The following is a 12,174-nucleotide window of genomic DNA, read 5'->3' on the forward strand; positions in this document are numbered from 1 at the left end:
CCGGTCTTACGCCTTGCTTGCGCTCAGGACCTCGGCCGTCTCGCGGGCAATGACGGCTTCCTCATCTGCGGGAATCACGAGGACCTGGACGGAAGAGCCGCTCGCCGAAACGATCGTGCGGCCTTCCTCATTCGCAGCGTCATCGATCACCACGCCGAGCCAGTCGAGTTCCCGGCAGACATCACGGCGGATGACAGCGGAATTCTCCCCGATGCCGCCGGTAAACACGATGGTTTCGAGCCCGTGCAATGCCGCAACAAGCGATCCGATCTCCCTTACCGTTCGATAGACGAACAGCGAGACCGCTTCTGCCGCCTCAGGGGCGTCGCTTGCCAAAAGGTCACGAATGTCACCGCTGAGGCCGGAGACGCCGAGCAGGCCGGATTGCTTGTAAAGCAAGTGCGAGACCTCTTTCAGGCTGTATCCGCCCTCCCCCAAGAGGTGCAGCACCACGCCTGGATCGAGGTCACCGCAACGCGTCGCCATGGGCAGGCCATCAAGCGCCGTGAGACCCATCGTCGTTGCGACGCTCTTGCCATCCAGAAGCGCACACAGGCTTGCCCCACTTCCCAGGTGCGCGACGACCGTCCGGCCATGATCGTGCCCGGGCACGAGGCTTGGAAGCACGTCGGCAACATGCGCATAGGACAGCCCATGGAAGCCAAAGCGCACGATCCCTTCCTCTGTCAGCCGGCGTGGGAGCGCATAGCGCTGGGCGACGTCAGGCTGGCGTCTGTGAAAGGCCGTATCGAAGGACAGGCTCTGGGGCATGTCCGGCCAGAGACCTGAAATGCCAGCCACGCCTGAAAGATTGGCTGGCTGGTGAGACGGAGCCAGCGGCGAAAGCGCCTGAAGCTCCGACACAACTTCATCGCTCGCACGCACAGGTCCCGCAAAGCGCCCGCCGCCATGTACGATCCGATGACCCACAGCACGAAGGTCTACATCAAGACGCTCGGACGCCCATTGGGCGAAGGCGGCGACCAGTTTCTCCGACTTGCGCCCGGCCTCGGCAATGCGTCCGGGGACGTCGTGCGTCTCTCCCCCTGGCCAGCTTGCCGCGAAGTCCATATCACCACCGATTCTGGAAAGATCAGCCCGCAGGAGCCGCTCTCCCAGGCGGTTTCCCTCAAGGCCGTGGACAGAGAGCTTGATACTGGATGAGCCGGTATTGACGGTGAGGACGCCCTGACGTTTCAAACCGGCCCCTCCTCCGCAGGCCGGGCGTGAAGTTTGGCCAGCGCACAGGACACGACCCGTTCAGCCGCGCTGTCCGCCCGGCTGGTCAGGATGACGGGCACTTTCGCACCGACAACCAGCCCGGCGGCTTCAGCGCCAGCAAGATAGTCGAGCTGCTTGGCAATCATGTTGCCGGCTTCCAGCGTGGGCACGACGAGTATGTCAGCTGCGCCGGCCACAGAAGAGACCAGCCGCTTCGTCGCGACCGCCTCTGGCGAAACGGCAAGGTCGAAAGCCAGTGGCCCGTCGACGACACCGCCCTTGATCTGTCCCCGGTCGGCCATCTTGCAGAGCGCGGCGGCATCGATTGTTGAGGCGATGTTCGGATCGACCTCTTCGGTGGCGGAGAGGATGGCAACGAGTGGCGCGTCGATCCCGATATGGTGGGCCAGGTCAATCGCATTCTGCACGATATCGCGCTTGCACATCAGGTCCGGCGCGATGTTGATGGCCCCGTCCGTCATCAGCAGGAGCCTGGGATATGCCGGCGTCTCGAGCACGAAGACGTGGCTCATGCGCCGTTCGGTCCGCAGCCCGGCCGCCCGGTCAATGATGGCCTGCATCAGTTCATTGGTGTGCAGCGCCCCCTTCATGATGGCACCGACCGCCTCTTCCCTTGCGAGACTGGCCCCTCTGGCCGCCGCTGCATGACTGTGCGGCGTATCGACAATCTCCACCCCGGAAAGATCAAGCCCGGCCTCCTCGGCCGCCGATCTTATCTTGTCCCCGGGGCCGACGAGCACCGGGTCGATAAGGCCGGCCTCCCTGGCGTCCATGGCACCGGTCAGGGACAGGTGGTCGACAGGATGTACCACCGCTGTGCGCAGGGGCGCCCCTGTTGCGCGCTCGATAAGTTTCCTGAATTCCTTGCCGGCCTCGGCGGCTGATGGGGGCATAGTTGGCATCCGTGAATAGACCTTCTCTCTTCGCTCCCCTGACTAACACGATAACCCCCGACAGGTTCTAGGTATTCTGCCGGATTTGATCCCGGCCGGATTTTGTTGAGTGTGGGAATACCATTCAAGGCGGGCATGCGCTTGCATCTCCGCAGACCACGACAGAAGCCGCCGGACGCGCTAATGTCAGACAAGGACAATGGTTTGGGGATGAATGTATGAAAGGGTCGCGTGAGGCGGAACGGACAGGCACGGCCTTTCGCGTACAGCAGCTCACGCGCGTTTACGGCGAGGGCCCGGCGGCCGTGCATGCCCTGCGGGGTGTGGATCTCAAGGTGCCGGCAGGCGACCTCGTCGTCCTCCTCGGCGCATCCGGCTCTGGCAAGTCAACGCTTCTCAACATCCTTGGCGGGCTCGATCGCGCCACAGCCGGCACCGCGCACTTCTTCGATCAGGAGCTGACGGCAATGGCCGATGTCGCGCTGACCCGGTACCGCCGCCATCATGTCGGCTTTGTCTTCCAGTTCTATAACCTCATGCCGAGCCTGACGGCGCGGGAGAATGTCGATCTGGTCACCGAGATTGCCGACGACCCGTTGCCTGCCGATGAGGCCTTGAGCCTTGTCGGGCTCGATCATCGTCAGGATCACTTCCCGTCAGAACTGTCCGGTGGGGAGCAGCAGCGCGTGGCCATTGCGCGTGCGGTTGCCAAGCGCCCCACCGTCCTGTTCTGCGACGAACCGACGGGTGCCCTCGATTCCACCACGGGGCGTCAGGTTCTTCGCGTGCTGCAGGATGTGAACGCAAATCTCGGCACCACGGTCATGATCGTGACCCACGCCGCCGCCACAGCCGCCATGGCCCACCGCGTCATCGAAATGGCCGATGGCGCAGTGCGGAACGTGACAGTCAACGAGACACGCCTGTCTGCAGAGGAGATCGAGTGGTGAGTCCGCTCGACCGGAAGCTGCTGCGCGATCTCTGGCGGATGAAGCTGCAGACCTCGGCCATCGGGCTCGTCATCGCTGTGGGCGTCTTGCTTCTGGTGATGATGGGCGGACTGGTAAACTCGCTGGAGCAGACGCGGCAAGCCTATTACGACCGCTACCGGCTGGCCGATGTCTTTGCCCCGGTAAAGCGTGCGCCGGACCATCTGCTCACTCGGCTGTCAGAGATTCCGGGCGTGGCCGCCGTTGAAGGCCGGGTGGTCGGCGGAGCGCTCGTCGACATCGAGGATCAGACCGTTCCGGTCCGCGCCCAGGCCGTGTCGTTGCCTGCGTTCGGCGAACCACGCCTCAATGCGGTCTATCTCGCCGAGGGCCGACGGCTCGACCCGCGCCATATGGATGAAATCCTGCTGCTTCAGGGATTTGCAGACGCGCATGATCTCGAGCCGGGAGACAGCATCTCGGCAACGATCCATGGAGCCCGGCATACGTTCCGGATTGCCGGCCTCGCACAGGCGCCGGAATTTCTCTACTCGACCGCACCGGGCGAACTGGCGCCCGACGACGCCCGCTTCGCCGTTATCTGGATGAATGAGGAGGCCCTTGCTGCCGCCCTCGATCTCGATGGCGCCTTCAACGAGGCGCTGATCTCGCTGGAGCGCGGCGCACAGGCTCCAGCCATCATCGATGCGGCGGACCGTATCCTCATGCGCTATGGCGGGACGGGCGCCTATGGTCTGGTCGACCAGATTTCCAACCGTTTCATCACGGAGGAAATCAGCGGGCTGCGCGTCTCATCACGATCCGTCCCTCCCGTGTTCATGGGGGTCGCCGCTTTCCTTCTTTACATCGTCATCTCACGGATGATCGAGGCGGAGCGGACACAGATCGGCCTCCTGAAAGCGTTCGGCTATACCAGCACCGAAATCGGCTGGCATTATCTGAAATTCATCCTGCTCGTATCCATCACCGGGGCCCTGCTGGGGTGTGCGCTCGGCGTCCTGTCCGGCCAGGCCCTGTCAGGTGTTTACCGGCAATACTACAAGTTTCCCTTCCTGCTCTTCAGGGTCGATCCGGGCTCCTTCATGACCGCCATCCTGGTCAGTGTCGCGTCTGCGTCTGCGGGAGGGTTTCTCGTCCTTCGCAAGATCTTCGCGCTCGCGCCGGCCGTGGCCATGCGCCCGCCTGCCCCCGCAGACTATTCCGGCTCCGCCCGGCTCGTCGCCGCGCTCAAACGCTATCTCGACCAGCCGACCCGCATGATCGTGCGCCGCGTCGCGCGCCAACCCATGCGTGCTTTCGCGTCGACGATCGGCATTGCCGTCGGGATGGGTCTGGCGGTGGCCATGCTTGGCGTCCTCGGCGGCTTCGACAAGGCGGTTTCGCTGGGCTTCAATGTGATCGACCGAAGCGATGCAACGGTCACATTCGTGGAACCGCTTGGCGAGAAGACACTGTTTGAACTCAAACGCCTCGACGGGGTGATCGAGGTCGAGCCATTCCGCAGTGTTTCGGTCGTCTTCCGCAATGGCGTGAAGACCCATCGCGGCGCGCTGAGCGGGTCCGTCAGCCCGGCTGAACTCAACCGCGCCATGAGCGAGGATGTCGAGCAGGTCTATGCCCGCAAGGATGGCGTCATCCTGTCTGACCCGCTGGCAAGGAAACTGGCGATACAGCCGGGGGACGAGGTCACCGTGGAAGTCCGCGAGGGGCGCAGGCCCGTCCTCTCCCTGCCTGTCACCGGAACGTTCCGCAGCCTGCTTGGCGCGCCGGCCTATTATGAAATCGGGGCCCTGAATGACGCCCTCAACGAACCTCAGCGCGTCTCCGGTGCCTATTTGCGGATCGATGCCGCGAATGAGACAGAGGTCTATGAAGCGATCAAGAACATGCCCGCTGTGGCCGGGATCACGCTCAAGGCAGACGCCCGCCAGTCGCTAGAGCGCATGATGAATGAGGGGGCCGGCGCCACCCGCTACTACATGGCGATCATTGCGGCGATCATTACCTTCGGCATCGTCTACAACTCGGCACGGATCGCCTATGCCGAGCGGGCGCATGATCTCGCCAGTCTCAGGGTCCTTGGTTTCACCAAGGGCGAGGCGGCTTACGTCCTGCTTGGCGAACTGGGGCTCATCACCCTTGCCGCGTTGCCAATAGGCGCGCTGATCGGCATAGGGCTTGCTGGTGCTATCGCAGCCGGATTTTCAACTGATCTTTACACCATTCCGGCAGACGTCGGTCCCGACAGTATCGGCAATGGCGCCATGGCCGTCATTATCGCTGCCATCATTGCAGGCTGGCTGGTGAAGCGTGACGTGGACCGGCTCGAACTCGTTTCTGCTCTAAAATCGAGGGAATAGGACATGGCCCGGAAGTCTCTGCGCTCACGCCCCATCATCCTCGGCATCGCTGCCGTTGCACTTGTCCTCCTGCTGGCCTGGTCATTCTGGCCGCGCCCGATAGCGGTGGATCTTGGCACGGTCGAACGAACGCAGATGGCTGTCACGGTCGACGAGGAAGCCCGAACCCGCGTGCGTGACGCCTATGTCGTCGCTGCGCCGATTGGCGGACGCCTGTTACGGGTGGAAGTTGAAGCCGGTGACGAAGTAACAGGTGGCGAGAGCGTGATTGCGCGGATGCTTGCAGCGCCACCCTCCGCCCTCGACATGCGTACCCGTGAACAGGCCCGCGCCGGGGTCAGCGCGGCCGAGGCCGCCTTACGGGTGGCCCGCGCCGATCTCAACAGCGCGCTGGCCGAACAGGATTTCGCCGACACAGAATTCGCCCGCGCCACGCGCCTGCGCGAGAGCAGCGCCGTTTCCCAGGCCGATCTCGAGCAGGCCCAGCGCCAGAAGCGCGCGGCTGATTCTGCCGTCGACACGGCCAAGGCAGCGATTTCCATGCGTGAAGCCGAGCTCGCCAACGCCCGCGCGCGCCTGATCGAATTCCGCGAAAGCGATACCGGATCACCGGCTGCCACAAGCAATCCCGGCGAGGGTGGCGCGATCCCGCTGGAGGCGCCGATAACCGGACGCGTCCTGCGCGTCATGCAGGAGAGCGAGACCACACTCAGCCCCGGCCAGCCCATCCTCGAAATCGGTGATGTCTCGAACGACCTCGAAGTGATCACCGAACTCCTGTCTTCTGATGCGGTGCAGGTCGAAGCCGGCGACAAGGTTCTCATCGACAATTGGGGCGGCGATGCCGTGCTGAACGGCGTGGTCGAGCGCGTTGAACCCTGGGGCTTCACAAAATATTCCGCTCTCGGTGTGGAAGAACAGCGCGTCAACGCCATCATCCGCTTCACCGACCCGCTCGATGCCCGCTCAAGCCTCGGGCACGGTTATCGCGTCGAGGTCCGCATCGTCATCTGGGAAGACGAAGATGCACTCACCCTGCCCTCCGCGGCCCTGTTTCGCGACAATGGTGACTGGTCTGTCTTCACCGTTGAGGATGGCCGGGCGAGACAAATCCCTGTCGAGGTCGTCCGCAACAACGGCAATCTCGCCGCGATCGAATCGGGGCTCGGCGCGGGCACAGCGGTCATCCTCTATCCCGGCCCCGACCTTGAAGATGGCATCCGCGTCACAGAGCGATAATCGCGGCGTCCGGATGAGCGCACGCTCGACGGTTGAGGATATTCGCCTCGCGCTGGAAACGGCGGGAATGGCGCCCCTTCGGGCCGTGCCTGAGGATATGAGTTCGCTGAACGCCGAGGCGGGCGCCTATCTGCTCGTGATCGAGCTCAGCAAGGCCGTAGGCACCCGCGTCAATCGGCGCAGCACCGGCCAACTCCCGCCAGGCGCCTATATCTATGCCGGCAGCGCCAAGGGGCCGGGCGGTCTTGCCGCGCGTCTCAGGCGTCACTTTCGCAGGGACAAGAAACATCACTGGCATGTCGACGCGCTGACCGTGGAAGCCGATGCCCTCAGCGCACTGGCGATCGCCGGCGCCGATGAGTGCGAACTGGCCGCACATCTCCTGAGGACCGGCCGGTTTGGCATCGCCATTGACGGCTTCGGCAGCACGGATTGCACCCGCTGCAGGAGCCATCTGCTGAAGCCACTATAGCGGGACGTCTCATCCGGCGCCTATTGACAGCCATTCGCACTTGCAACATCAGAGCGCTCAGATGGTGCTCCCCTAACAGGGGGCTAAGAGGGAAGCCGGTGTAAATCCGGTGCTGTACCCGCAACTGTCAGCCAGGAGCTGATGGCCACTCAAGCCACTGGGGCACTTCGCCCTGGGAAGGCGGCCAAAAGCGACGATCGGCGAGCCAGGAGACCTGCCATCGCGTCGTTCGCCCGGAGACCGGGGAAAGTCTCAGCGGGCGGGAAGGCGTATGCCTGTCCTTTTGTAGCGACATCCGAAAACCCGGCCTGGCCGCCCGCATGGCATCCGTCATGAGGCCAGTATTTGTCGTTATGACGTGCACCTGTCTTCCGGGCGGCGGGGTGCGCATGAGGGGTATACCCATGTCTTACAAGACAGCTCTGCTCAGCGCGGCGGCTCTCGGCATTGTTCTGCCGGGCTTCGCACAGGATTCAGACAGTGAAGAAAACCGGCTTGGCCCGGTCATCGTTGAAGGCTCGCGCCTGAACCAGACGGCGACGGAAGTCGGCTCCAGCGTCAACATCATTTCCCAGGAGGATCTGGAAAAACTCGACTTCGACTTCGCGGTCGATGCCGTGGCCTCCGCGCCGGGCGTCACGATCAACCAGAACGGTGCCTTTGGCGGCGCCGCAAGCGTGCGCATCCGCGGCGCATCGACCGACCAGACACTGGTGCTCATCGACGGCGTTGCGGTGAACGATCCAAGCGCGGTCGGCGGTGCCTATGATTTCGGCTTCCTCGACACCTCCAGCATCGAACGGATCGAGGTGCTGAAAGGCCCGCAATCGACCCTCTGGGGCGCAGACGCCATTGGCGGCGTTGTCTCGATTACCACGAAGACGCCCGAAGAGGGCTTTGGCGGCCAGGCCTTTGCTGAATACGGCTCGTTCAACACCGTTCGCGGCGGTGTCTCGCTCGAAGGGGCTGGCGATGCCGGTGACTTCCGCCTCGGCGCAAGTGGTATCTCGTCGGACGGCATATCCAAGGCCGACGAGGACAATGGCAACACGGAAGACGATGGCTATGAGTCGACCACCCTGTCGGTCCGCGGCGGGCTGAACCTTCCTGCCGGCGCCCGTCTCGAAGCGACCACGCTCTGGACCGATGCCGAAGCCGATTATGACAGCTTCAGTGCCACTGGCGAAGGCAGCGTCGGCGATGGCGACGAGATGACGAAAAACGAGACCCTCGCCTCGACCGTCTCTCTCAAGGCCCCGCTTTTCGATGGCCGACTCGAGAACCTCGTCCAGCTCGGTTATTCCGACATTTCCCGCGAAAGCTTCGCCAATGGCGCTCCGAGCTTCTCCGCTGAGGGCGACCGGCTGCTCTATCGCTATCAGGGCACGCTCGACATCGACGAGCGCAATACGCTCGCTTTCGGGGCCGAGCGTGAGGAGACCAGCTCAGGCGGCGAGGAATCCTCCATCGACAGCTTGTTCGCGCTTTATGAAGTCAAACCTGTCGACACGCTTACCCTGACGGGCGGTGTGCGTATGGACGATCATGAGACGTTCGGCTCCGAAACCACAGGCCGGGTCGCCGCAGCGTGGAACCCGACCGGACAGGTCACGCTCCGCTCAAGCTGGGCTCAGGGCTTCAAGGCGCCGAGCATCTACCAGCTCACCTATATCTGCACCTTTTGCGGCCTGACCGAGCCGAATGCCGATCTCCAGCCGGAAACCTCCGAAGCTTTCGATGTCGGCATCGACTGGCGCTCAGGCGATGGCCGGGCCGAGGCCGGGATCACCTATTTCGATCAGGAAACGGAGAACATGATCGATTTCTCTTTCAGCGCCGGCTACGACAATATCGCGCTGGTCAACTCGCAAGGCATTGAACTCTACGGTGGCTATGCCCTGACCGACTGGCTGAACGTGTCGGCGAACTATGCCTGGCTCGACGCCGAGGACGGTGACGGAAACGAACTCAGCCGCCTGCCCGAGCAGTCCGGCGATGTGACCGTCTCGCTTGATCCGGATGGGCCGTTCTCAGGCGCTGTTCTGGTCCGCTATAATGGCGACGAGGCCAATACCGACGGCACAACGCTTGATGGCTGGACGCGGGTCGACCTGACGGGCCGCTACACCCTCAATGATGGCGTGGAGCTCTATGGCCGCGTCGAAAACCTGTTTGACGAGGATTATCAGCAGATCCTCGGCTATGGCACGCCGGGCCTGTCCGGCTCGGTCGGCATCCGGCTGCGTTACTAGGACCCGTCCATGTCGAGACTGACGATCCTCCTTGCTTCTCTCGCCATCGGGCTTGCTGCCTGCGGTGCCCCTCCCACGCCGCGAGCAGAAGAGAGCAGCCGTCCGATGCGGATCGTCAGTCTCGACTACTGCGCTGACCAGTATGTCCTGAAGCTCGCCGACCGCGAGCAGATCCTCGCCATCTCGCCGGATGCGACGAAGGATTTCTCCTATATGCGTGCGGCGGCCAAAGGTGTGCCGACCGTGAGACCCTCCGCCGAAAACGTTCTCGTCCTCAAACCTGATCTCATCGTTCGCTCCTATGGCGGCGGGCCAAGAGCCTCAGCCTTCTTCGAACAGGCCGGCGTTCCGGTGCTGAATGTCGGCTGGACATCGAGCATCGACGGATCGGACATGACCTCCATTCCGGGCGTCATCCAGCACATGGCTGACGGGCTTGGGCAGGGCGAACGCGGCGAGGCCCTGGCCAAGGACTTCCGCGCACGGCTCGACGCGCTCAAGGCGCAGCATGACGGCAAGACGGCCCTTTACATGACATCAGGCGGCGTCACCTCCGGGCCGGGATCACTGGTCCACCAGATGCTGCTCGCCGCAGGGCTGGACAATTTCCAGCAGACGCCCGGCTGGCGCCCGATCCCGCTCGAGCGGCTCACACGGGACCAGCCAGACATCATCGTGCCGGCCCTGTTCAACGCCGATCATGCGGCCAGTCCGGATGTGTGGAGTCCGATGCACCACCCGATCGCCCGAACACAACTTGCCCGCAAAGATGTCGTGCCGATCGAAGGGGCCTGGACGGCCTGCGGGGCGTGGTTCCTTATGGATGCCATCGAGGCCCTTGCCGGAAAGAAAGACCCATGACCGGCAACCGCCTCCTCATCCCGGCCCTCGCAGCCGCCTCGCTTATGGCGCTATTCGCCGCCTGCCTGCTCGGCTCGACACCCATGCCCGCAGGCCGTGTCCTGGCCGCGCTGTTCGGCGGCGCGGATGCAGCCGACCAGCTGGTCGTCTGGCAGATCCGCCTGCCCCGCGCGCTGGCCGCCTTCGTGGCCGGCGCTGCGCTGGGCATCAGTGGCGCGAGCCTGCAGGGGCTCCTGCGCAACCCGCTCGCCGAACCCGGCGTGCTTGGGGTCTCCGCCTCCGCCTCGCTCTTCGCAACCGTTTCGCTCTATTACGGCGTGGCCGCCCTCTCGCCATGGGTGCTTCCCATTGCGGCGATACTGGGCGCGCTCGTCGCGACCGCCCTTATCGCGCTGGCCGCGATCCGCACCCGCTCTGTCGTGACGCTCATCCTTATCGGCGTCGGCATATCGAGTTTCGCGGGCGCGGCGATGAGCCTGCTCATGAACCTTGCGCCGACCCCTTTCACCCTGTCGGACATGATCAACTGGATGCTCGGCTCGGTCGCCAATCGCAGCTTCCGTGAGATCGGCTTTGCTGCGCCCTTCCTGATGGCCGGCGCCGCCATCCTGCTCGCCTCGCGCCGCGGCCTGTCGGCCCTGACCCTGGGCGAGGAAGCCGCCAGCGGTGTCGGCCTGAACCTCCGCAACCAGCGTATCCTGACCGTGCTCGGCGCGGGCCTCGCCACCGGGGGCTCGGTGGCGCTGGCTGGTGCGATCGGTTTTGTGGGTATCGTCGCGCCGCATATCATCCGGCCCTTCGTGAACCATGACCCGGCCCGCTCGCTCATTCCGTCTGCCCTTCTGGCGGGCCTGATTCTCGTTCTCGCAGACATCGGTGTACGGCTGCTGCCAACCACCAACGAGTTGAAGCTCGGCGTCGTCGCAGCGCTAATCGGCGCACCGGCCTTCGTCTGGATCGCAATGAGGAGGCGGGCGCTGAATGGCTGACCTCGTCACGCAGGATCTCTCCATCGATGCCGGTTCGGCGACGCTTGTCCACGGCGCAACGCTCCGCCTCGTGCCCGGCGAGCTTGTCGCCCTGCTCGGCCCCAATGGCGCGGGAAAGACCAGCCTGCTGCGCGCCGCGCTCGGCCTCGAAAAGCGCAGCGCCGGCCTCGCCACGCTGGACGGCACAGACAGCGAGAAACTCTCGCCCATGCAACGGGCCCGCCGCGTCGCCTACCTGCCCCAGCAGCGCCCACTTGCCTGGCCGAATACCGTGCGCGATGTCGTCGCCCTCGGCCGCTTCGCCTATGGCGCCGCTCCCGGACGGCTTGGGCCAAGCGATGCGGAGGCGGTCGATCAGGCCATCGCCCGCTGTGATCTCACAGGGCTGAGCGACCGGCAGACCGACACGCTGTCAGGCGGGGAACTTGCCCGCGTACACTGCGCCCGCGCCTTCGCCGCAGACGCGCCGCTTCTGGTCGCTGACGAGCCCGTCGCCGCTCTCGACCCGCGTCACCAGTTCCGCGTGATGGACATTGTCCGTCAGTTTGTTGATGGCGGCGGCGGCGCGCTTGTTGTCCTGCACGACATTGCGCTGGCGGCGCGCTATGCCACACGCATGATCTGGATGAAGGATGGCCGCATTATCGCTGACGGATCACCGGAAGACACACTGACGGCAGAACGCCTGGCAGACATTTACGGCGTGCGCGCCCGTGTGGCCGGACGGACCGTCGAGATCGAAGGCGCGCTCTAGCGGCAACACTCAGCCCAAATAAATACGACGAAGACGGGCCTGAGCCCGTCCCGATGACGACATGTCTTCTGGAAATGTTTGGTACGCCCAACAAGATTCGAACCTGTGACCTACACATTAAAAGTAAGCATATATATCAATAAACACAATGCATTATAGATG

Annotated in this window: 9 protein-coding genes, 1 pseudogene and 1 riboswitch; of the genes and pseudogenes, 8 read left to right on the forward strand and 2 right to left on the reverse strand. The window is 63.9% G+C overall.

Translation table 11 applies throughout. The features are described 5' to 3' along the window. Positions 1–6: 6 nt before the first annotated feature. Positions 7–1,200 carry an acetate/propionate family kinase gene (locus Q1K29_RS08660; RefSeq protein WP_300393399.1) on the reverse strand — a complete coding sequence of 398 codons (1,194 nt, stop codon included), beginning with the start codon at positions 1,198–1,200 and terminating at the stop codon, positions 7–9. Then, a pseudogene (locus Q1K29_RS08665) lies at positions 1,197–2,150 on the reverse strand (bifunctional enoyl-CoA hydratase/phosphate acetyltransferase); the annotation flags it as partial. The pseudogene Q1K29_RS08665 and the gene Q1K29_RS08660, both read right to left, overlap by 4 nt. A gap of 203 nt (positions 2,151–2,353) precedes the next feature. Between Q1K29_RS08665 and Q1K29_RS08670 the strand changes: the two are divergent. The 8 genes from Q1K29_RS08670 to Q1K29_RS08705 all read left to right on the forward strand — a co-directional run bounded on the left by Q1K29_RS08670 (position 2,354) and on the right by Q1K29_RS08705 (position 12,012). Next, positions 2,354–3,085, forward strand: coding sequence for an ABC transporter ATP-binding protein (locus tag Q1K29_RS08670; protein ID WP_300393402.1), 732 nt, complete (start codon positions 2,354–2,356; stop codon positions 3,083–3,085). Continuing rightward, entirely contained in the window at positions 3,082–5,445 is a 2,364-nt protein-coding gene (locus Q1K29_RS08675; RefSeq protein ID WP_300393406.1) for an ABC transporter permease, read from the forward strand. Before Q1K29_RS08670 ends, Q1K29_RS08675 begins: the two co-directional genes overlap by 4 nt. 3 nt (positions 5,446–5,448) lie before the next feature. Next, the gene (locus tag Q1K29_RS08680; RefSeq protein WP_300393409.1) at positions 5,449–6,684 is read left to right on the forward strand and encodes an HlyD family efflux transporter periplasmic adaptor subunit; all 1,236 of its coding nucleotides are present in this window, start codon (positions 5,449–5,451) and stop codon (positions 6,682–6,684) included. 13 nt (positions 6,685–6,697) lie between these two features. Next, entirely contained in the window at positions 6,698–7,156 is a 459-nt protein-coding gene (locus tag Q1K29_RS08685; RefSeq protein ID WP_300393412.1) for a GIY-YIG nuclease family protein, read from the forward strand. Between the two features lie 45 nt (positions 7,157–7,201). Beyond that, positions 7,202–7,393: riboswitch (cobalamin riboswitch) on the forward strand. Positions 7,394–7,560: 167 nt separating this feature from the next. Next, entirely contained in the window at positions 7,561–9,408 is a 1,848-nt protein-coding gene (locus tag Q1K29_RS08690; RefSeq protein ID WP_300393416.1) for a TonB-dependent receptor, read from the forward strand. A 9-nt stretch (positions 9,409–9,417) separates the two neighbouring features. Beyond that, positions 9,418–10,269: an ABC transporter substrate-binding protein gene (locus Q1K29_RS08695; RefSeq protein WP_300393419.1), complete on the forward strand. Its 852-nt coding sequence runs from the start codon at positions 9,418–9,420 to the stop codon at positions 10,267–10,269. Further along, a complete protein-coding gene (locus Q1K29_RS08700) occupies positions 10,266–11,258 on the forward strand; it encodes an iron ABC transporter permease (protein WP_300393422.1) in 993 nt (330 codons plus the stop codon). Before Q1K29_RS08695 ends, Q1K29_RS08700 begins: the two co-directional genes overlap by 4 nt. After that, positions 11,251–12,012: an ABC transporter ATP-binding protein gene (locus Q1K29_RS08705; protein ID WP_300393425.1), complete on the forward strand. Its 762-nt coding sequence runs from the start codon at positions 11,251–11,253 to the stop codon at positions 12,010–12,012. The genes Q1K29_RS08700 and Q1K29_RS08705 overlap by 8 nt, the downstream gene beginning before the upstream one ends. Positions 12,013–12,174: the final 162 nt, after the last annotated feature.

Origin of the sequence: Henriciella sp. (assembly GCF_029937755.1) — a bacterium.
Taxonomy (GTDB): Bacteria; Pseudomonadota; Alphaproteobacteria; order Caulobacterales; family Hyphomonadaceae; genus Henriciella.